Genomic DNA, 21,020 nt, shown 5'->3' on the forward strand with positions numbered 1-21,020 from the left:
ATGACTTTTAGGGCGAAGTTGTGGTCTGCGGCGTCGCGAAACGCTCAGCGGACGGCGAGTTCCGCTGTCCTGAGCGCTTCGGAAGCCGCGTGTTCTACGCGTCGCGTTGCATCATCGTCATAAGCGGATGCGAGCTCCTTGATGAGGCCGTCGTGCAGGCCGAAGATCCAGCCGTGCACGAGGGGCGGCGTCTCGCGCGTGCGAACGACAGGCTCGGCACGCAGCAGGCGCACTTGTTCGAGCACGTTGAGTTCGGCGAGCCGGTTCGTGCGCGCATCGAGATCGGAGAGAGCTTCGAGTTCATGCCGATGCGCATCGGCGAGGGCGCACAGCGGCGCGATGCGTCGGTTCACATGCGGCAGATCGCGCGAAAGCGGCAGCAAGGACGCGCGCACGCCGCCGCAGCCGTAGTGCCCGCAGACGATGATGTGATCGACCTTCAGCACTTTGACCGCGTATTCGATGACGCTCATGGTGTTGTCATCGGAAGGATTGAACACATTCGCGATGTTGCGATGGACGAACAGATCGCCGGGATTGCACTGCGTGACAGTCTCGGCGGGCACGCGGCTGTCCGCGCAGCCGATCCACAAAACCTTCGGACTTTGCCCTTGCGCGAGTTGGGGGAAGAATTGCGGATCGGTTTCGGCCGTTTCACGGGCCCAGGCAACGTTTGCTACCAACATCCGTTTCGGTCGGTTCATACATTTCCTCCGGAGTGCACGACATAAGATATTACGAAATGCTTTCAGGAGAAAAGTTTCGAAAGGTAAGAAAATAATTCGGGGCTTGCGGCATCTTTCGTTTCGAGGTCTGCGCCGTTCATTGGCTAAACACTCAAGTAATCGGTAATCTTGCCGTAAACGAGGGTTTTCCCTAAGTATCGAATAATGAAAAATATTCCGTTACGCGTCCGCATGTGGATTCCCCTCGCGATCAGCCTCGTTTGCCTCACCGCACTTTCGATCTTCGATGCCTTCGAAATGCGCGCCATCCGATTCGAGGAACGTCGCGCCACGCTCGGCGCGGTCACGGATGCGGCTCTGAATACGATCAAAGACTACGCGGCGAAAGTGCAGGCGGGGCAGCTCACGGACGCCGAAGCGCGCAAGCAGGCAGCCGAGCGCGTGCGCGTGATGCGTTACAGCGGCGATGGCTATTTCGCCATCATCGATCCCGATGTCACGCTGGTGATGCACTCCACGAAGCCGGAGATGGAAGGCAAGAGTGCCAAAGACGTTCAGGACAAGGACGGCATTCACATGTGGTCCGATGCGGTAGCGCTCGCGCAGCGCGACGGGCAGGGCTTTCTTCGGTACAGCTGGCCGAAGCCGGGCGCGAGCAAGAGCGTGCCCAAGCTCAGCCGCGTTGTCGCCTATGCGCCGTGGCAATGGACGATCTTGACGGGCGTCTACCTCGATGACCTTCAGGCGGACTTCATGCGGTCGGTCTATCGCGCGCTTCTGGTCTTCGCTGGCATGGCTGCGCTGCTTGCATTGACGACAGTTCTGTTGAACCGTTCCCTGCGACGCACGCTCGGCGGCGAGCCCGAATATGCGGTTCGAATCGCAGACGGGATCGCGAGCAACGACTTATCGACGTCGGTCGTGACCGAAGCGGGTGATCGCACGAGCCTTCTCTATTCCATCAGCCGCATGCAGGACCAACTCAAGCAGACCGTCACGGCCATCAAGACGTCCGCGGATTCGATCGCCACTGCGTCCAAGCAAATCGCGGCCGGCAACCTCGATCTTTCCCAGCGTACGGAAGAACAGGCTGCATCGCTCCAGCAGACTGCAGCGAGCATGGAAGAATTGACGTCGACGGTGACTAACAATGCGACTTACGCGCACGAAGGGAATCGTCTCGCTTCCGCAGCGGCAGACGTCGCGCACCGTGGCGCAAGTGTGGTCTCCGATGTCGTGGCGACGATGGAAGCGATCAACGGCGACTCCAGGCAGATCGCGGAGATCGCCGGCATCATCGAGGGCATAGCGTTTCAGACGAACATCCTGGCGCTGAATGCTGCCGTCGAAGCCGCGCGCGCGGGCGAGCACGGCCGCGGCTTTGCCGTGGTGGCTTCGGAAGTGCGCTCCCTCGCGCAACGGTCGTCAGCGGCATCGAAAGAAGTGCGGGAACTGATCGACAGGTCCGTCGAACGCGTGCGCGCTGGAACGACGCACGTCGAGGACGCTGGCGCGACGATGACGGAGATGACAGAAGCCATCAAGCGAGTCACTGTGCTGATGAGCCAGATCGCCGCAGCATCTGAAGAGCAAAGCAAAGGCATCGGACAGGTCAACCAGGCGGTATCGCAGATGGACCAGGTGACGCAACAGAACGCGGCGCTCGTTGAAGAAGCCGCGGCTGCGACGAATGCGCTCGAAGCCCAAGCCGGCGAGTTGCGCGCGTCGACGGCGGTTTTCGTCGTCTGACGCATGACTGCCGCTCGCTATCGCACCGCGACTTCATATTCCGGCACGACGGTCACTGCGGTGAGCTCGGCGATCTGCCCTTCGACGCATGGCCGCGGATCGAACCGCGAGTCGAGATAGATCGGGGCGTCGGCGCGAAGCGGGAGTATCGTGAGCACGAGCGGTGCATGCGGATCAATGGCCACATGGCGCGCGCTCACGCGCCACGGCAAGCCGTTATAGAAGTGATCGTCGATGAGATGGTTAGCGGAGAACAGCCTGCTGATATCGCCCAGATAGTCATCGAAGATCGGATTCCAGATTCTCTCGAAACCAAGGGCGGCATCGCGCAATTCCATGACCGCGACATGACCAAGGAAATGGCCGACGACGGCAGATCAACGCGAGACGCCGATAACATCCGACTTCCAACGCCAGTCACCAAGCAGGCGCTACGAAACCCGGCACGACGGTTGCGCGTTCACTGGATCCAGTTCAGGACGAAAGACGGTCATGGGAACGCGATCCGGCCGCAAGGCGTCGGGCACGCCGCGCGCGGTCTATTACGCGCTGGCCTCGAACATCGTCGTCGCAGCGTGCAAGTACGGCGTCGCCCTTTTTACCAATTCCGGCGCCGCACTCGCGGAAGCTGTTCATTCGAGCGCGGACTCTCTCAATCAGATCGTCCTGCTGGTCGGCTATCGCTCCGCGCGCGCGAAGCCCGATGAGCAGCATCCGTTCGGCTTCGGGCGCGAGACCTATGTGTACAGCATGCTCGTCGCCATGCAGTTGTTCGTCCTGGGCGGCGTCGCATCGGCTGCGCTCGGGACGTATCGCGTGGTGCACGGCTCGTCGCTGGATCATCCGTGGCTCGCGATCGCGGTGATGTGCGTGTCCGGCGTCGTCGAGGGCATGGCGTTGCGCGCATCCATACGCAGCATCGAGCCTCGGCATCGCGCGCGCGGACTCTTGCACTGGTTCCGCGAAAGCGGGCGTCCTGCAGTGATGCTCGCGGTCAGCGAGGACCTCGCCGCGCTCGCCGGCGTCATCGTGTCGCTGATCGCCGTCGGCCTGTCGATGTTCACCGACGATCCCGTCTACGATTCGCTCGGCAGCATCGGTGTCGGCATCGTGTTGATGGCAACCGCGCTATTTTCGATGCGCGAAATCAAGTCGCTGCTGGTGGGCGAGTCGGCGCACCGGCAAACGCGCGAAGCGATGCGTCAGTGGCTCGAAGCGCGGCCGGAACTGCGGCGCATCGTGAGTCTCATCGTGCTGAAATGGTCGGACGATCTGGTCGTCGCCGTTCAGGCGGAACTGGGACCGCACGAGAGCGCGGATGAGCTCGTACGGACCATCGACCGCCTGGAGAATGAACTGCGGGCTCAATTCCCGGCCGCGCGCTGGATTTTCTTCGAGCCTGAATTGCGGGAGCACGGGCGAGATCCGCTTTAGCGTACGCAAGCGGGGACCTTCCACGACGCGTCCTTCTCCCGTGCCAATGATTGCAGTCGGCGCGACGGCCGCGACTCGCGCCAAAAAGTCAACTCCCGACAGTGCACCCGCAGAGGGATCGCACGCACCATCGCTGGCCGCAGCGTGACCCCGAATGGGTCGGCTGGCGTCGGCGTCATCCGCTTCATTGGATCAAGTCTCTGAAACCAAAGCAGAAATCTCGCTTGGCATGGACAGTGCATTGCGAGTTCCAACTTGTATTCAAGATTGAACTCATGGAAGCACCTGTGGCTGATATGCCCATCGCTGTCCGTTCGCTCGTCGAAGGCTTGGCCTGCCGCGCGCTACGCCGCGCGCGGCGATGTTCGCGCCGCTCGGCATCGGCACGATCACGACACGACCTCACTTCATTCGGCGGCTGGCGCGCGTACCGGCACAGCGTCGCATCCCCACACTGACCATCCATTCACACAGGAAGCCACACCATGACCAATCGCCGCCAGTTCATCAAAGGCGCGGGCGCGCTCGCGCTCGGCAGCGCCTTGCCGTTCGATCTCGCATTCGGCGCGAGCAACCTCACCGTCGGCGTGATCTACGTCGGCGCCAAGGGCGATTACGGGTACAACCAGGCGCAGGCGCAGGCCACGGCGGTCATCCGCAAAATGCCGGGCGTGAAGGTGGTCGAGGAAGAGAACGTGCCCGAGACCGTCGCCGTGCAAAAGACGATGGAAGCGATGATCGAGCAGGACGGCGCGACGCTGATCTTCGCGACCTCGTTCGGCTATTTCGACCCGCACGTGCTCAAGATGGCCGCGAAGTATCCGAAGGTCCGGTTCGCGCATTGCGGCGGTCTGTGGAAGCAGGGCGACCCGGCGAATATCGCGAGTTACTTCGGCTATATCGATGAGTGCCAGTACCTCAACGGCGTCGTGGCCGGTCACGCGAGCAAGAGCAAGAAGCTCGGCTTCGTCGCCGCCAAGCCGATTCCTCAAGTACTGCGAAACATCAACGCGTTCACGCTCGGCGCGCAATCGGTCGATCCGTCGATCACGACGCATGTCATCTTCACCGGCGACTGGTCGATGCCGGTCAAGGAGGCCGAAGCGGCCAACAGTCTCGTCGATCAGGGGTGCGACGTGCTCACCTGTCACGTCGATGGCCCGAAGGTCGTCATCGAAACAGCGGAGAAACGCGGCGCGATGAGCTGCGGTTATCACGCGAGCCAGGCCGCGCTTGCGCCGAAAGGTTATCTGACCGGAGCGGAGTGGGACTGGCAGACGCCGTTCAAGGAAATTGTTACTGATGCGCAGACCGGCAAGCCGCAACCGAACATCCTGCGTGGCGGCCTCAAGCAAGGCTTCGTGAAGATGTCGCCGTATGGCGCGAAGGTCACGCCGGACGCCAGAGCCAACGCCGATGCGATCAAGTCGAAGATGGCGGCGGGCGAATACGTCATCTTCAAAGGCCCGTTGAAGGACAACAAGGGCGGCAGCGCCATCGCGTCCGGCACCGCTTACGCGCAGACGGATATCAAGCTGGAGAGCATGAACTATCTCGTCTCGGGCGTCGTCGGGCAGATCTGACTGGATTCGCTAAGCGGAGCTGAGATGCCATCCTCTTCCTTGTTATCGCGCGCTGCCGTCGGCGCATTGCCCGCGTTGCCGACGCTGAGCGCGCTCGCCGGCACGCTGGCGCTGTTCTCGTTGTTTCTGCTCGTGCAGGGCCAACCCGCTTACGATGCGCTTCTGCTCATCGGACAGGGCGCGTTCGGCTCGTCGTTCGCATGGCAGAGCACGTTATTGCGCGCCGCTCCGTTGATGCTCACGGCGTTGTGCGTCGCGTTGCCCGCGCAGGTCGGGCTGATCGTGATCGGCGGCGAAGGCGCGCTCGCGCTGGGCGGACTGGCGTCGGCCGTCGTGGCGGCGCACGTGCCGGCCGCGATGCCGTGGTTCGCCGCCGCGCCGCTGATGGCGCTCGCCGGCATGCTCGCGGGCGGCGTGTGGATCGGCGCGGTCGGCGCGATGCGGCAGCTGCGCGGCGTCAACGAGACCATCAGCAGCCTGTTGATGTCGTATATCGCGATTGCCTTGTTCAAACATCTCGTCGAAGGCCCGTTGCGCGATCCCGCGAGCCTCAACAAGCCATCGACGCCACCGGTCCCCGATGCGCTCGCGATCGGTTCGCTGCCCGGCCTCGACGTGCACTGGGGCCTGCTGTGGGGCGCGCTCGCGTGCATCGCGGCATGGGTCTTCGTGCGTCACAGCACCCGGGGCTTCGCGATGCGCGTCGCGGGCGGCAACAATCATGCGGCGAAGCTCGTCGGCCTGCCGGTGAACCGGCTCGCCATCGCCGCATGCGCGATGGGCGGCGCAGCGGCGGGCCTCGCCGGCATGTTCGAAGTCGCGGCGGTGCAGGGCAGCGCGAACGCCTCGCTGCTCGCGGGCTATGGCTATGCAGGCATCCTCGTCGCGTTCGCGGCGCGCCAGAATCCGCTCGCCATCGTGTTGTGCGCGGTCCTCGTCGGCGGCATCGAAGCGAGTGGCTCGCTCTTGCAGCGCCGTCTGGGCTTGCCCGACGCCACCACGCTCGTCTTGCAGGGCCTTCTGTTCGCCAATCTGCTCGCGTGGGAAGCAATGGGCGGCCGTCTCGCGGCATGGCGCATCCGCTTGCAGGCGATGTCGGCAGCGCGTTCTGCCGCAGGACTGGAGGGCACGCATGTTTGATGCACAATCACCCGTCGCCGTGCTCTTGCTGTCGCTCTTCGCGGGCGCTATTCGCGTCAGCACGCCGTATCTGTTCGTGAGCATCGGCGAATGCCTGACGGAGAAGGGCGGCCGCGTCAATCTCGGGCTCGAAGGCATTCTCGTTTCCGGCGCGATGACCGGTTACGCCGCCGCGTACCTGTCCGGTTCGCCGTGGCTCGGCGTGCTCGCCGCCGGATGCGCGGGACTGCTGCTCGGCTGCCTGCACGGTCTCGTGTGCTCGCTGCCGCGCGTGTCCGATATTGCCTTCGGCATTGCGCTGATGCTCGCCGGCACCGGCCTCGCGTTCTACCTCGGCAAGCCGTTCATCGAGCCGCAGGCGCCGATGTTGCCGTCGATCGACCTCGGCGCATGGGCGTCGTCGCCGCAGTTGCACAACGCGCTGCATGTGAATCCGCTGTTCATCGCCGGGGTGCTGCTGGCGTTCGCCTTGCAATGGGGCTTGCGTCATACGCGCTGGGGTTTGGCCCTGCGTCTCGTCGGCGAGAACGCGGAAAGCGCCCGCGCGATGGGCTATCCGATCACGCGCGTGCGCATTCTCGCGACGACCGCCGGCGGCTTCTTCGCGGGTGTCGGCGGCGCGTATCTGTCGCTGGTGTATCCCGGCAGCTGGAACGAAGGGCTGTCGAGCGGACAAGGCCTGATGGCCGTCGCGCTCGTCATCTTCGCGCGCTGGCAGCCGTTGCGGTGCCTGTGGGCCGCGTTGATCTTCGGGGCCGCGGGCGCGCTCGGTCCGGCGCTTCAGGCTATCGGCGTCACGACCGGCTATTACCTCTTCAACGCCGCGCCGTATGTGCTGACGCTCGCGATCATGCTCGTCAACTGCCGACCGGACCGCACGCTCGCCGGCGCGCCCGGCGAACTCAGCCTTACTCGTTGATTCACTCGTCGATTTAATCCCGGAGCGAACCCAATGACCCGCTTCATCGAAGCACGGCCCTATCCGTGGCCTTACGACGGCAACCTGCTCCCTGAGAACACCGCGCTCGTCATCATCGACATGCAGACGGATTTCTGCGGCGTCGGCGGTTATGTCGACAAGATGGGCTACGACCTCTCGATGACGCGCGCGCCCATCGAGCCGATCAGGAACGTCCTCACGCTGATGCGCGAGCAGGGCTTCACGATCATCCATACGCGCGAAGGGCATCGGCCCGATCTCTCGGACCTGCCCGCCAACAAGCGATGGAGAAGCCGCCGCGCGGGAACGCAGGGCGTGGGCATCGGCGATGAAGGACCGTGCGGCAGGATTCTCGTGCGCGGGGAGCCGGGCTGGGAAATCATCGACGAACTGAAGCCGCTAGATGGCGAGATCGTCATCGACAAGCCGGGCAAAGGCTCGTTCTGCGCCACCGACCTCGAGATGGTGCTGCGCACGCGCGGCATCGTCAATCTGGTGCTGACGGGCATCACGACAGACGTCTGCGTCCACACGACGATGCGCGAAGCGAACGACCGCGGCTTCGAGTGCACCATTCTCGCGGACTGCTGCGGCGCGACCGACCGCGGCAACCACGACGCTGCGCTCAACATGGTGCTGATGCAGGGCGGCGTGTTCGGCACGGTGTCCGATTCGAAGGCGCTGCTCGCCGCGCTGGGAAGCCGGCCATGAATGCTTCGATCAAGGCGATGAGCGTCGAAGTGCTCGGCGCGACCAAACGCTTCGGCGCCTTTACCGCGCTCGACGGCGTGACGCTCAGGGTGCGCGCGGGCACCGTCCATGCGCTGCTCGGCGAGAACGGCGCGGGCAAGAGCACGCTCGTGAAAGGGCTCGTCGGCTATGGCGTGCTCGACGACGGCGAGATCATCGCGGATGCGCGGCAGGTCAGGATCGCGTCGCCGCGCGATGCGCAGGCGCTCGGCATCGGCATGGTCTATCAGCATTTCACGCTGGCGGCGGGCTTGTCGGTGGAAGAGAATCTGCTGCTCGCGCGAGGACGTCTGCCGTGGAAGATCGACTGGACAAAGGAACGCGCCGCGCTTCGAGCCTTCATGCGGTCGATGCCCTTCCGTCTGCCGCTCGACGCCCCTGTCGCCGGCCTTGCCGCCGGCGAAAAGCAGAAGCTCGAAATCCTGAAGCAGCTGTATCTACAGCAGCGTTTTCTGATTCTCGACGAACCGACTTCCGTGCTGACGCCGCAGGAAGCAGACGAAGTGCTCGGCCTGATGCGCGATCTCGCCGCGCGCGGCGAACTGACGGTGCTGATGATCACGCACAAGTTCCGGGAAGTGATGGCCTATGCCGATGATGTCACGGTGCTGCGCAAAGGCAGGCTCGTCGGCACCAGCGCCGTGGCGGACACGACCCGCGACCGGCTCGCCGCATGGATGATGGGCGGCCAAGCGCCATCGGACGATCCGGAACTGGCGCAAACGCGCCCTGCGCGCAGGCCTTGTCCGTCGGATGCGCCGGTGCGCCTCGCGTTGCGAAACCTGAGCGTGATCGACGATCGCGGGCATGCGGCCGTGCGCGAAGTCTCGCTCGCGGTGAAGTCGGGCGAGATCCTCGGTATCGCGGGCGTATCGGGCAACGGACAGAAGGAACTGATCGAGGCGCTCGTCGGACAGCGGCGCGTCGAGGCGGGCGAGATGCGCATGCACGGCGAGCCGTATCGCGCGACGCGGGAGGAAATGACGCGGCTGCGCGTGTTCGCGCTGCCCGAGGAACCGTTGCGCAACGCATGCGTCGCGAACATGAGCATTGCCGAGAACCTCGCGTTGCGCGACTTCGATCGCCCGCCGATGAAGCGCCACGGCTGGCGGCTCGATCGCCGCGCGATGCGCGAGCGGGCCGAACGGCTCATCGCCGAATTCAACGTCAGGCCGCCGGTGCCTGCTCGCGCCATCGGCACGCTGTCGGGCGGCAACGTGCAACGCGCGGTGCTCGCGCGCGAACTCGGCCAGGCGGTCGATGTGCTGATCGTCGCAAATCCGGTGTTCGGGCTGGACTTCGCATCGGTGGCGGACATTCATGCGCGCATCCTCGCCGCACGCGATAGCGGCGCGGCCGTGCTGCTCGTCAGCGAGGACCTCGATGAACTACTGGAACTGGCAGACCGCATCGCGGTGATCGCGGAAGGCCGGATCGTCCATGAAACGGCTGCGAGCGGCGCGGATCGCGTCGCGTTGGGAAGACATATGGCGGGCCACGTCGAAAGCGCCACGCGCGATACGTCCGAGCCGGTCACCGTCCACGCATAAAGAAAGGAGCAAGGAAGAATGAGTTCGAGCGGTCTCGGTGGGTTGAACAAGTCGCCGCAAGGCATCGTCGTGGGACTCGTGCAGTTGCAGAATCCGGATGTGACGACGCCGGAGCAGCTCGCCGCGCAGACGCGCCGCATTGTCGACATGGTGGGCAAGGCGCGCCGCAACAATCCGGCGATGGATCTCGTCGTGTTCCCGGAATACATGCTGCACGGCCTGTCGATGAGTACCGACGACGCCATCATGTGCTCGCTCGACGGCCCCGAAGTGGCGGCATTCAAGGCGGCCTGCATCGAGCATCGCATCTGGGGATGCTTCTCCATCATGGAGCGCAATCCGGGCGGCAATCCGTACAACAGCGGCATCATCATCGACGATCGGGGCGAGATTGCGCTCTACTACCGCAAGATGCATCCCTGGGTGCCGGTCGAGCCGTGGGAGCCGGGCAATGTCGGGGTGCCGGTGTGCATCGGGCCGAAGGGCGCGAAGCTCTCGCTCATCATCTGTCACGACGGCATGTTTCCGGAGATGGCGCGCGAAGCCGCCTACAAGGGCGCGGAGATCATCCTGCGCACGGCCGGTTATACCGCGCCGATCCGGCATGCATGGAAGATCACCAATCAGTCGAACGCGTTCCAGAATCTCGCGCAGACCGCGAGCGTGTGTCTCTGCGGCAGCGACGGCACGTTCGACTCGATGGGCGAGGGCATGTTCTGCGACTTCGACGGCGCGGTGATGGTGGAAGGCAGCCATCGTCCCGACGAAATCATCACCTGCGAAATGCGGCCCGATCTCGTGCGCGAAGCGCGCATTCACTGGGGCGTCGAGAACAACATCTACCAGTTCGGGCATCGCGGCTACGTGGCTGTGAAGGGCGGCGCGCAGGATTGCCCGTACACGTTCATGCAGGACATGGTGCGCGGAGAGTATCGCTTGCCGTGGGAAGCGGATGTCGTCGTCAAAGACGGTACGTCGTGCGGGTTTCCGGCGCCCGATCGCCGCTACAAGGGATGAGGCGATGCCGGCCATCACGCGCGCGCGGCCGTCGCCGTTCATCTTCGAGGCATCGCATACGGCGTTGATCGTCATCGACATGCAGCGCGATTTCATCGAACCCGGCGGCTTCGGCGAAAGCCTCGGCAACGACGTGTCGCTGCTCGCGTCGATCGTGCCGACGGTAGCGCGGCTCATCGATCACGCGCGCAACGAACGCTGGCTTGTCGTGCATACGCGCGAGTCGCATGCGCCGGATCTTTCGGATTGTCCCGCTGCGAAGCGGCTGCGCGGCGCACCGCAAGCGCGCATCGGCGATATGGGACCGATGGGCCGCATTCTCGTGCGCGGCGAGCCGGGCAACGCGATCGTCGATGAACTCGCGCCCATTGCGGGCGAGCTCGTGATCGACAAGCCGGGCAAGGGCGCTTTCTACGCGACGGGTCTCGGCGAAAAGTTGGCGCAACGCGGCATCACGCATCTGGTCTTCGCGGGCGTGACGACCGAAGTGTGCGTGCAGACGAGCATGCGGGAAGCGAACGACCGCGGCTACGAATGCGTGCTGATCGAGGACGCGTCCGCGAGCTACATTCCAGCGTTCAAGACCGCGACCATCGAGATGATTCGCTCGCAGGGCGGTATCGTCGGATGGACGGCGACGCTCGCCGATCTACAGGAAGCCTGACCCATGACGATGGAAGTGAACCGCCCGGATATCGTGGCTGAAGTGGAGCGCGCGTTCGTTGCGTATGAACGGGCGCTCGTCGATAACGATATCGCCACCATGAACGCGCTCTTCTGGCACGCGCCGCAAACCGTGCGCTACGGCATCGCCGAAGTGCAACATGGCGGCGATGCCATTCGCCGGTGGCGCGAGACCTGCGCGCCGGTGCCTCGTTCGAGGCGGCTGCATCGCACGGTCGTGACGACATTCGGCGCGGATCATGCCACGGTCAGCACCGAGTTCACGAGCGACGCGACGCACTTGCTCGGTCGCCAGATGCAGACATGGGCGCGGCTTTCCGACAGCATGAACGCATTCGCGGGATGGACGATCGTCGCCGCGCACGTGAGCCTGATTGAAAGACCCTGAGGAAGGCCCTGAGAAAGCCCTTTGAGCCGCTTTGCAGGAGACACCGAATCGACTCGCCCAAACTCATGGAGCGCGCGGCCGTGCGCGCCATTCAGGCAGCGAATCCGCTCGCCGAACAGGTGTATCAGCAACTGAAGCAGGACATCTTCAGCTTTAGTCTCTTTCCCGGCGACCGCTTCTCCGAAACGGACATCGCGCAATACTACGGCGTGTCCCGCACGCCGATGCGCGATGCGCTCTTTCGGCTGTTGCGCGAAGGCTATCTGGAAGTGGGTTTCAGGCGTGGCTGGAAGGTGTCCGAGATCGACTTCGCGCAGCTCGACCAGCTCTATGACTTGCGCATCGTGCTCGAGACCGCATCGCTCGACAAGCTCGGGTCGACCGCGCCGCCACATCCGCACATCAGTGCCCTCAAAGCCGTCTGGTGCGTGCCGCCGGAGGCGCGCGAAACGGACCCGGTCGCGATGTTCAGCATGGACGAGGACTTTCATCGCGGACTCGTTCGCGCAAGCGGCAACGGCGAGATGCTGCGCGTGCACGACGAGGTGACGGAGCGCATCCGCATCGTGCGGCGGTTGGATTTTCTGAAGCCGCATCGGACCAGCGCCACGTATGAGGAACACGCGAAGATGCTCCGCTGCATCGATCGTGGCAAGTGCGGTGAAGCGGCCATGCTACTGCGTTCGCATATCACGCAAAGCAAGCTGGAGGTACGCAAGATCACCGTATCGATGCTGGCGGAAGCGCGCGAGCGCAAGCTGCCGTTCGTGGGCTGATGCGTTTGCGGCTCCTCGACGAGCCGATAGCAGCCTCGTCCTCGTGCTTTCAACTATGCAATACTGATGCAGAAGACAATGTTCGTGCTTCTGCAATCGCTTTCCCCGTTGACAAGCGGTGTCGGTGTTCGGTTGAAACGCATCGGGAGTTCATGCATGTCGCTGACTCGGCTTCTCGTTCCCTCATTCACACAGATGCTGCGCGCGCTGTCGACCTGGCTCGAAAAAGCAGCGGCTCATGAGCGCGCATCGGGCGGTGACCCAAATGCACTGTTATCACTACGGCTCGCTTCGGACATGTATCCGCTTGCTTCGCAGGTAAGGTTTGCGTGCTTTCAGGCGCTAGAGCCTGCTCATCGTCTGCGCGGTGAGCCGCTTCCCGAGGCGCTCGGGAAGTTGCAGCGCGAAGGGTGGAACGCGGACACCCAGTCGGGTTCGTTGCAGGATGCCCAAGCGCGAATCGCCGACTCGATATCGTTTCTCAGCGGGCTCGCGTCCGACGCATTAGATGCAGGCGCCACACTGCCCATTGCGCTCGAATTGCCCGATGGCATCGTCTTCGACATGACCGGCGACCAGTACGCGCGCGATTGGTCGCTGCCGCAGTTTTACTTTCACCTCACGACCGCGTACGCCATACTGCGGCACCACGGTGTCCAACTCGGAAAGGCGGATTACGTATCGCACATGTTTGCGTACGTTCGCCCCGGGTCGTTACCACAAAGCTGAAGCGACTAGTTAGCGAAGCTAAGCTGTGTGCATACGGCGAAACGGAAGGAACATCGACATGAAGTTCGACGCAATGGTTCTCGGCGCCGGTATCGTCGGCACGTCCGTCGCTTTGCAATTGCAGCGTAGACGCCTCAACGTGGCGCTCATCGACCGCAAAGCACCGGGCAAGGAAACCTCACTCGGCAATGCCGGCCTTATCCAGCGCGAAGGCGTCTATCCGTACGCCTTGCCTCGCGACTTCGCGTCCCTTGCGCACTACGCAGGCAATCGCGCGACGGACGTGCGCTATCACCCTATGGCGATGCCAAGGCTGGCGCCGTTCCTGGTGAAGTATTGGCAGCACTCGCGAGCCGACCGTCACGCACGCATCGCGAGAGCCTATTCGACGCTCATCGAGCATTGCGTTTCGGAACACCGCGAGCTTATCGACGCGGCGGGCGCACAGGCGCTATTGAGAAAGAACGGGTGGATGAAGGCGTTCCGTACAGGCAAGGCTTTCGAAGCGGCCGTCGCCGAGGCGGCGCGCTGGAGAGAGGAATACGGAATCGAATTCGACGTGTTCGAAGGAAACGCTCTGCATCGAAGTGAGCCGTCGTTGAGTCCGGTTCTTCGAGCCGCAGTACGTTACTCGTCGTCTGATTCAGTCAGTGACCCAGCCGGCCTTGTCGGTGCCTATGCGAAGCTCTTCGAAAAACTCGGCGGCGTGGTGCTCGCCGGAGACGCTTCGACGCTCAGTGAGGGTTGGCGCGTGAGAACCGACTCGGGCGACGTCGAGGCGAATGTCGGGGTCATTGCCCTGGGCCCATGGTCGGGCGACCTGACCACGAAGCTGGGGTATCGTCTGCCGCTCCAGGTGAAACGCGGCTACCACATGCATTATGCGAGCAAGCCCGGCGCGACGCTGAATCAGCCGGTTCTCGATGCGGAAATCGGCTACATGATTACGCCGATGGTGAGAGGCATTCGCTTGACCACGGGCGTGGAACTTGGCTTCAGGGACTCGCCCAAGACGCCGGTGCAACTGGAAGCTATCGAGCCTCTGGCCCGCGAAGTCTTTCCATTGGGGGAACGAGTCGACTCCGAACCCTGGCTCGGGTGTCGTCCCTGTACTCCCGACATGATGCCCGTCATTGGGCCCGCGCCGCATCACCGGAATCTGTGGTTTGCCTTTGGCCATGCGCACCATGGCCTGACGCTTGGACCGATCACCGGGCGTTTGATTGCGGAGGCGATTACAGGCAGCCGTCCGGTGGTCGACCTGACACCGTTTCGTGCGGATCGGTTCTGAGCGTCGCAAGGGTCTCATGATCGAGGCCGAAACGAATTGCGTATCGAAAGAAGAGGGCGCCAACGCTGGATCACTCTCTACTCCGCTTGCTTTAACAAGTACGACGGTCGGCGCGTTATTCCCCCAGGTGGCGATACAACGTCATTTGTTCCCAGGCCAAGGCATAATCTGGAGAGAAGACAAGGCTCGCAGGTTGAACAAACGGGAGGAGAATCTCGATGACTGATGTGCCGGGCGTTTCGCTCGAGAGAGAGGCAGCAGATCGACGTAAATGGCGCATCATACTTGCGGCATCCATCGGCAATGCGTTGGAATGGTTCGACCTGGTCATCTATGGGTTTTTCGCCGTTACCATTTCCAAGCTGTTCTTTCCCAACGGCAACGAGACCATCTCGCTGTTGCTGACGCTTGGAACCTTCGGCGTATCGTTCTTCATGCGTCCGCTCGGCGCCGTCGTGCTGGGCGTCTATGCGGACAAGGCAGGCCGCAAAGCCGCGCTGACGCTGTCCATCCTTTTGATGATGATCGGCACGTCGCTCATCGCGATCATGCCAACGTACGCGACGATCGGCGTTCTGGCGCCAGTGGGAATCGTGGTCGCCAGAATGATTCAGGGCTTCTCGGCGGGCGGCGAGTTCGGCAGCGCGACTGCGTTTCTCGCGGAACACGGCGGTCAGCGTCGCGGATTTTTCGCGAGTTGGCAGGCCGCCAGTCAGGGCCTCACGACGCTGCTTGCTGCACTCGCGGGCACCTGGTTGACGACCGCTCTTACCCCGGCGCAAGTGCTCGGCTGGGGATGGCGACTCCCATTCTTTCTCGGGTTGTTGATTGGGCCCGTGGCTTACTACATCAGGCGCAACGTCGACGAAACGCCCGAATTCGTGATTACGGAGACCGAGGGCAATCCTTTAGCAGACACGTTCAGGAATCAAGGACAGCGCCTCATCCTGGCCATAGGCGCGGTCGTTCTCGGGACAGTGGCGACGTATCTGATCCTGTACATGCCCACGTATGCGGTCAAGCAACTCCGATTGCCTGCCGCCGCTGCCTTTACTGCGACTATTGCGACTGGCGTCATTCAAATGATCGGCGCGCCTGTATTCGGCCATCTGTCCGACCGCGTGGGCAGAACCAAAGTCATGATGGTGGCCGGAGCCTTCTTTCTGGTCGCCGCGTACCCGGCGTTTCGACTACTGCACGATCACCCGACGTTCCCCGCGCTCGTCTGGGTGCAGGTCTTCTTCGGCGTGGCGAACGCGGCGTACTTCGGTGCGCTACCCGCATTGCTTAGCGACCTCTTTCCGACACGGAATCGCACGACCGGCATGTCCGTCGGATATAACGTGTCGGTCACCGTCTTCGGCGGCTTTGCTCCATTCATTATCACGTCGCTGATCGGTCTGTCGGGAAACCAGCTTGCGCCCAGCTTCTACTTGATTGCGGCCGCCGTTGTCAGTTTGGTCGCACTGGTTCGCATCAGAAAGTTGGCGATGCTGTGAGTGAGCGAATAAAGGCAATGGCGCCCGCCGCGAGGGGCGTCGTTGCGGTTCCTGATTGCATTGTCTCAGCGCCCCGATGTACTGAACGCTCAGTGATTGCTTGAACGAAGCAGTGAGCGACGACTATCGGTTGAACAGTACGCGCGTTCGTGAATGCACCGATCGCGCGCCCGGCAATTTCGAGAAATTACTTCTCACCGGCTTCCGAGTTCTTCTCGGAGGCGCGAACCGCCGACTTCTGGCGTGGCCTCGCGGCAGCCTGCAAATGCCGCGCGCGCCCCGCGTCTGCTGACGTGACTTGTCCAGTCGGATTACCCGCCAAGTCGACCCGAGGCGCACCTTCGACAAGGCTGCTCCAGTAACGCGTTCCTCGGCACCAAACCTTGATTGCGTCCTTGAGTTCCTGCTCGGATAGGGACAGGTCCGCTTTCTGCGCCAGAAGGTCGTGCAAGATACCCACCTTCAGCGGGACTTTCGGCGCAGGGTTTTTGGGGAAGGCGTTCGGGAAACGCTTCTGTAGCTTGCCGATGGTATGCACCGCCGGGTCGACCGGCCCGGTATCGGTGGTCCGCGGCGGTCGCTTCGACTGCGTAGCCTGCTTCTTTGCGGCCGGCTTACCGGCGTTCTTAGTCTGTTGCGCGAGCTGCTTCTTGAGAGCAGCGAGTTGTTCGAATCCCATGTCCGTGTACCTAGAATGCAAGCGCCGATTCTAGCAGTCGTCCGAGCAATTGGCCTTTCTGGTGTTCGCCGAGACGGATCGAGCACGCTTTGGCGACCGCTGGAGATGTCGGTGAGTCTTGCAACTCGAGCGGAATTACATCCCTGCAAATGGCCATCAGAGCTCGGCAATTCTGGCTTCGATAAGGCCGCAGATGGCATTGCCGAGGTGCGCAAAACGTAGATGGCCTTGGCGTAGGCAAGGATCGACGATTCGTGCACCCGTTGTGCCGGAGTTTCAGTAGGGCTCAGGTATGACGATTGCGAAAGAGGCGTGTCTCCTCCGCGTCCTTCCCCTCTCTCTCGGACGTGGACCTCAGCCCGCCCATGCCCCGCGCGGGCTTTTTTTCGCTCGCCGATTGGCCGTCGTTGCTGGCTAAGGCGTTCAACCTCGAGCATGTCCGCGTTAGGGCAGGTTCTAGCCACTGCCTGCGCTGATCCCATCCAAGGGCGGCTGATCATCACGGCGCTGCCATGAACTGAATGGCCTCGGCATGCAACTCCGGTGTGGACGCCGCGAGAATCGTTCCATCAAATCCGGCATCGACTGCGGCGCCCGACCATGTGCTGATGACACCGCCCGCGCCACGTACGACTGGAACCAGCGCCATCACGTCAAACACTTCCAACTCCGTTTCCACCACGAGGTCGACGTGTCCCGATGCAAGCAGCGCATAGCCGTAGCAGTCCGTACCGTAGCGAGTGAGGATCGCCGACCGGGCAAGGGACTCGAATGCAGTAGCGGCGTGGTCCCGGAACGTATAGGGGTCAGTGGTGCAAAGTCTCGCTTCACGCAACCGTCCACATGAACTCGTCTTGCAGACCTGACCGTTGAGTAACGTCTGCCTCCCATCTCCTATCCAGCGCTCCCGCAACGCAGGCATTTCGATCATTCCGCACGTTGGAAGGCCGTCTTCGACCATCGCGACCAGCGTGCCGAAGAGTGGCACGCCGGCGATAAAGCCCTTCGTGCCATCGATGGGGTCAATGACCCAGTTCGTCCCTGCCGCAATCACTCCGCCTTCCTCCTCGCCGAAGATGCTGTGACAGGGAAATCGCCTGGCGATGATTTCGCGTACCCTCCGCTCGATGGCGCGGTCTGCGTCCGTTACGGGACTGCTGTCGGGCTTCGTCGCAACATCGAATCGAGCTCTGAAATACTTCAGCGCGAGAGTTCGGGCTTCGTCGCCGAGTTCATTGAGAAAAGCGAATAGCTCTTCGGAGGGCAGAGAGTTTTGCATAGCCCATGTCAAGAAAGTCCAAGCGGCGCCAGTCGGTTCGGCGTATCTTGGAGCCTCGATGCAAGGCTTCTTTCCTGTCCCGCCGCAGCCTCATGGCGCGTATGTGAAGTACGCTCCCTCCGTACAGGCCCATGCGTTGCCGCGCTTAGTGATGTCGCGAGCGAGCGAGTGTATGGCACCGTTCCCGTTTCAAGGCAGGCGTAACGACTTAAGCGGACGTACCAGCAAATACAACGCATGCATTACGGTCAACCTCTACAGGCACCGCGTCCAGAGCGGCACCCTTGCACGGCCCATCGATACACTTGCCATCATCGAACCTGAACAGCGCACTATGATGAGCGCACATCAAGACCTGCGATCGATAACACGAAACACTCCCAGGCACGAAGTCCAAGGATACCGAAAAATGCGGGCAGCGATTGACATACGCCCAGGCCTTGTCGCCACGCCGGACCACGACGATGGAGGGCCCCACTGACTCTTTCGGAACGACGAGAGCACCGCCATCCGGCACTTCGTCGAGACGACACAACTGACTCCCGTTCATCGTTCAAGCCCGTTGTTCGGGATTTCCGAGGCTCCAGTCCCACGGACGGACCTCGACGCGGGAAAACAATCCTTCTTTCATGTACGGATCCTCGCCTACGAAGCGCATCACAGCATCGATGTCATCGGCCTCGACAACCAGAAGCGTGCCATTCATCTTGTTGCACAGCGGCGCGAGGGTGGGGCCCCCGAGACGGACGTGAACGCCATGCTCGGACGCGCTGCGCAAATAGCTTCGATGGCTGGGTCGCACGCGCTCGCGGACTTCGCGCATGTCCGGCTTGTCAGTGGCAAACACTGCGAAATAGCGGCGCATCTCGTTAGCTCCGGTCAAGAACGAAGTCGTAGTTCGCCTCGCGATACGGGCCTCGGACATTGAAACGACGAGCGAGTTCATCACCGGCCGCTCGCTCACGGTAGGAAACCGTCAGTGACGTCTTCACACCGAAGACCGCATCGGACTCGAGATATTTGTCGTCTTTATCGAAGATATGAGTCACGAGTCTTCGGTGCCCCACGGCGTCAATCATGAAGTGCAAATGCGCAGGCCGCCACGGGTGCCTTCCTGTCGCACTCAGCATCTTGCCGACCGGACCATCGGTCGGGATCGGATAGCTGACCGGCAGAATGGTGGTGATCGCGTAGCGGCCTTCCGCATCCGTGCGATAGCGGCCGCGCAGGTTGTCGAGCGGCTGGTCGGCGTCCTGGCCGGAGTACATGCCGTTTTCAGCGGTTTGCCAGACGTCGAGCACTGCGCCGGCAATCGGCGTGCCGTCGGTGCTGCGTACTTGCCCATGCACGACAGCTGGCGTGCCGGGCGTCGAGGCCATGTTCTCGCCATAGGCACGCTCCGGCATGCCCTCGATATAGAACGGACCAAACACTGTCGTGTCCGTTGCTCCGCTCGCGAACCGATGATTGATCGCGTCGACTAGCATCGAGACGCCCAAGGTGTCCGACAGGAGGATGAATTCTTGACGCACGACGCCATCGCACATTTTCCCGGTCTCGGTGAGAAAGCGAATGGCGGACATCCACTCCTGCTCGGTAAGCTGCGTTTCGCGGACAAAGGCGTGCATGTGTCGCACGAGGCTTTGCATCAATGTTCGCAGGCGCACATCCGGTGTGTTGGCGAAGCTGGCAACGACCTGATCGGTCAGCTTCGCATCGCTGTCGTCGAGTTCTGTTGTCACGTTTGTCTCCATGTCTATTCGGCGACCGCTCAATGCGGTGACCGTCCTTCCCACGCGTCCTGAAGCAGCGCACGAATCGCCGCGCGTTCAATCGGCCGCGGATTCGCATACGGGTTCTTGCAGGCGATATCCGCTGCTTCGTCGAGTCCGGCATACGGCATGCCGATATCGGCCAGCGCCGCGGAAATGCTGAGCTTCTCGTTCAACTCGAACAGCAGCGGGCCCGCCTCCGCGGCTTCGTTTCCGCCGAGCGCCCGGGCGACGCGAAGCAACGCCTCGGGCGCAGCAACGTGGTTATAGTGCGCCGTATGAGGCAACATTGCCGCGTGAGTCTGTGCGTGAGGAAGATTGAACGTGCCGCCTAGCGTGTGACATAGCTTGTGATGAACGGCCATGCTGACCGCGCCGAGGCAGGTGCCTGCGAGCCACGCGCCATATAACGCACGGCTGCGCATGTCGCGATCGCCCGGCGTTTTGACTATCACCGGCAACGCTTCGCTGAGCGCGCGTATTGACTCCTCGGCCATCAAGCTTATGACAGGATTGGCGTCGTCGGCGTAAAGCGCCTCTACCGCATGCGCCAGAGCGTTGACGCCGGAAGCGGCCGAGATGCCGGCAGGAAGCGACAGGGTTAGCGACGGGTCATACAAGACGGTGCGCGGCAACACGCGCACATCGCGGCCAGTGCGCTTCAGACGGCCTTCGGTGAGTCCATATATCGGCGTCATCTCCGAGCCTGCGTACGTGGTCGGCACCGCGAGGATGGGCAAGGACGACTCGAGTGCTATCGCCTTGCCTAGTCCGATGGTGGAGCCGCCGCCAATCGCAATGCAGCAGTCCGCATCCATGTCGCGAGCCGTGTCGCAAGCCGCGCGGGCGACCTCCATTGGAACGTGCATGACCGCCTCGGCACAGACGCCTGCGGCGCGCTCGCCGAGGACGTCCGCCACGTGGTCAGCGAGATGCCGTTGCTCAGGCGTCGACAAAATAAGCGCTCGCCGCGCGCTGAGCTTCGTCAGTTCGTCGGGCAGCTTACCGAGTGCGCCCCATTCGAAGACGACTCGCGTAGGGGTTCCCTGATAGACAAAGCGCTCCATGAAGACC

Annotated in this window: 22 protein-coding genes; 14 read left to right on the plus strand and 8 right to left on the minus strand. The window is 62.6% G+C overall.

Annotated elements, in window-relative coordinates:
- Nucleotides 1-44: 44 nt before the first annotated feature.
- Nucleotides 45-704 (minus strand): carbonic anhydrase, encoded by a 660-nt coding sequence (locus LDZ24_RS20700; protein WP_248323987.1) that lies wholly within the window; start codon nucleotides 702-704, stop codon nucleotides 45-47.
- Between the two features lie 213 nt (nucleotides 705-917).
- Between LDZ24_RS20700 and LDZ24_RS20705 the strand changes: the two genes are divergently transcribed.
- Nucleotides 918-2,435 carry a methyl-accepting chemotaxis protein gene (locus LDZ24_RS20705; RefSeq protein WP_248323988.1) on the plus strand — a complete coding sequence of 506 codons (1,518 nt, stop codon included), beginning with the start codon at nucleotides 918-920 and terminating at the stop codon, nucleotides 2,433-2,435.
- Between the two features lie 17 nt (nucleotides 2,436-2,452).
- Here LDZ24_RS20705 and LDZ24_RS20710 read toward each other — a convergent pair whose 3' ends face one another.
- A complete protein-coding gene (locus LDZ24_RS20710) occupies nucleotides 2,453-2,773 on the minus strand; it encodes a hypothetical protein (protein WP_248323989.1) in 321 nt (106 codons plus the stop codon).
- Nucleotides 2,774-2,927: 154 nt separating this feature from the next.
- On the opposite strand from LDZ24_RS20710, the gene LDZ24_RS20715 reads away from it, so the two are divergent.
- From LDZ24_RS20715 to LDZ24_RS20775, 13 genes are all read left to right on the plus strand, one after another.
- Complete coding sequence (locus tag LDZ24_RS20715) at nucleotides 2,928-3,869, plus strand: cation diffusion facilitator family transporter (protein ID WP_248323990.1); 942 nt, start codon at nucleotides 2,928-2,930, stop codon at nucleotides 3,867-3,869.
- Nucleotides 3,870-4,354: 485 nt separating this feature from the next.
- Nucleotides 4,355-5,452, plus strand: coding sequence for a BMP family ABC transporter substrate-binding protein (locus LDZ24_RS20720; protein ID WP_248323991.1), 1,098 nt, complete (start codon nucleotides 4,355-4,357; stop codon nucleotides 5,450-5,452).
- A 24-nt stretch (nucleotides 5,453-5,476) separates the two neighbouring features.
- The gene (locus tag LDZ24_RS20725; protein ID WP_248323992.1) at nucleotides 5,477-6,592 is read left to right on the plus strand and encodes an ABC transporter permease; all 1,116 of its coding nucleotides are present in this window, start codon (nucleotides 5,477-5,479) and stop codon (nucleotides 6,590-6,592) included.
- Nucleotides 6,585-7,511: an ABC transporter permease gene (locus tag LDZ24_RS20730; RefSeq protein ID WP_248323993.1), complete on the plus strand. Its 927-nt coding sequence runs from the start codon at nucleotides 6,585-6,587 to the stop codon at nucleotides 7,509-7,511. Before LDZ24_RS20725 ends, LDZ24_RS20730 begins: the two co-directional genes overlap by 8 nt.
- 33 nt (nucleotides 7,512-7,544) lie before the next feature.
- Complete coding sequence (locus tag LDZ24_RS20735; protein WP_248323994.1) at nucleotides 7,545-8,243, plus strand: cysteine hydrolase family protein; 699 nt, start codon at nucleotides 7,545-7,547, stop codon at nucleotides 8,241-8,243.
- Nucleotides 8,240-9,832, plus strand: a complete 1,593-nt coding sequence (locus LDZ24_RS20740; protein WP_248323995.1) for an ABC transporter ATP-binding protein — start codon at nucleotides 8,240-8,242, stop codon at nucleotides 9,830-9,832. The genes LDZ24_RS20735 and LDZ24_RS20740 overlap by 4 nt, the downstream gene beginning before the upstream one ends.
- An 18-nt stretch (nucleotides 9,833-9,850) precedes the next feature.
- Nucleotides 9,851-10,849: a formamidase gene (locus LDZ24_RS20745; RefSeq protein ID WP_248323996.1), complete on the plus strand. Its 999-nt coding sequence runs from the start codon at nucleotides 9,851-9,853 to the stop codon at nucleotides 10,847-10,849.
- A gap of 4 nt (nucleotides 10,850-10,853) precedes the next feature.
- Nucleotides 10,854-11,513: a cysteine hydrolase family protein gene (locus tag LDZ24_RS20750; protein WP_248323997.1), complete on the plus strand. Its 660-nt coding sequence runs from the start codon at nucleotides 10,854-10,856 to the stop codon at nucleotides 11,511-11,513.
- A gap of 9 nt (nucleotides 11,514-11,522) precedes the next feature.
- Complete coding sequence (hpxZ, locus tag LDZ24_RS20755; RefSeq protein WP_248324233.1) at nucleotides 11,523-11,921, plus strand: oxalurate catabolism protein HpxZ; 399 nt, start codon at nucleotides 11,523-11,525, stop codon at nucleotides 11,919-11,921.
- Between the two features lie 80 nt (nucleotides 11,922-12,001).
- Nucleotides 12,002-12,697: a GntR family transcriptional regulator gene (locus tag LDZ24_RS20760; RefSeq protein ID WP_248323998.1), complete on the plus strand. Its 696-nt coding sequence runs from the start codon at nucleotides 12,002-12,004 to the stop codon at nucleotides 12,695-12,697.
- Between the two features lie 156 nt (nucleotides 12,698-12,853).
- Nucleotides 12,854-13,426: a DUF1993 family protein gene (locus LDZ24_RS20765; protein WP_248324234.1), complete on the plus strand. Its 573-nt coding sequence runs from the start codon at nucleotides 12,854-12,856 to the stop codon at nucleotides 13,424-13,426.
- Nucleotides 13,427-13,484: 58 nt separating this feature from the next.
- Entirely contained in the window at nucleotides 13,485-14,717 is a 1,233-nt protein-coding gene (locus tag LDZ24_RS20770; RefSeq protein WP_248323999.1) for an FAD-binding oxidoreductase, read from the plus strand.
- Nucleotides 14,718-14,935: 218 nt separating this feature from the next.
- Nucleotides 14,936-16,216: an MFS transporter gene (locus tag LDZ24_RS20775; protein ID WP_248324000.1), complete on the plus strand. Its 1,281-nt coding sequence runs from the start codon at nucleotides 14,936-14,938 to the stop codon at nucleotides 16,214-16,216.
- 187 nt (nucleotides 16,217-16,403) lie between these two features.
- Here LDZ24_RS20775 and LDZ24_RS20780 read toward each other — a convergent pair whose 3' ends face one another.
- The 6 genes from LDZ24_RS20780 to LDZ24_RS20805 all read right to left on the minus strand — a co-directional run bounded on the left by LDZ24_RS20780 (nucleotide 16,404) and on the right by LDZ24_RS20805 (nucleotide 21,013).
- Nucleotides 16,404-16,895, minus strand: coding sequence for a ProQ/FinO family protein (locus LDZ24_RS20780; protein WP_248324001.1), 492 nt, complete (start codon nucleotides 16,893-16,895; stop codon nucleotides 16,404-16,406).
- 499 nt (nucleotides 16,896-17,394) lie between these two features.
- Nucleotides 17,395-18,174 carry an inositol monophosphatase family protein gene (locus LDZ24_RS20785; protein ID WP_248324002.1) on the minus strand — a complete coding sequence of 260 codons (780 nt, stop codon included), beginning with the start codon at nucleotides 18,172-18,174 and terminating at the stop codon, nucleotides 17,395-17,397.
- 208 nt (nucleotides 18,175-18,382) lie between these two features.
- Nucleotides 18,383-18,724: a Rieske 2Fe-2S domain-containing protein gene (locus LDZ24_RS20790; RefSeq protein ID WP_248324003.1), complete on the minus strand. Its 342-nt coding sequence runs from the start codon at nucleotides 18,722-18,724 to the stop codon at nucleotides 18,383-18,385.
- 3 nt (nucleotides 18,725-18,727) lie between these two features.
- Nucleotides 18,728-19,039: a YciI family protein gene (locus LDZ24_RS20795; protein ID WP_248324004.1), complete on the minus strand. Its 312-nt coding sequence runs from the start codon at nucleotides 19,037-19,039 to the stop codon at nucleotides 18,728-18,730.
- A 4-nt stretch (nucleotides 19,040-19,043) separates the two neighbouring features.
- Nucleotides 19,044-19,916 carry an intradiol ring-cleavage dioxygenase gene (locus LDZ24_RS20800; RefSeq protein ID WP_248324005.1) on the minus strand — a complete coding sequence of 291 codons (873 nt, stop codon included), beginning with the start codon at nucleotides 19,914-19,916 and terminating at the stop codon, nucleotides 19,044-19,046.
- Between the two features lie 29 nt (nucleotides 19,917-19,945).
- On the minus strand, nucleotides 19,946-21,013 hold the full coding sequence (locus LDZ24_RS20805) for a maleylacetate reductase (protein ID WP_248324006.1): 1,068 nt from the start codon (nucleotides 21,011-21,013) through the stop codon (nucleotides 19,946-19,948).
- Nucleotides 21,014-21,020: the final 7 nt, after the last annotated feature.

The sequence above is a fragment of the Caballeronia sp. Sq4a genome, assembly GCF_023170545.1.
In the GTDB taxonomy this organism is placed as follows: Bacteria; Pseudomonadota; Gammaproteobacteria; order Burkholderiales; family Burkholderiaceae; genus Caballeronia.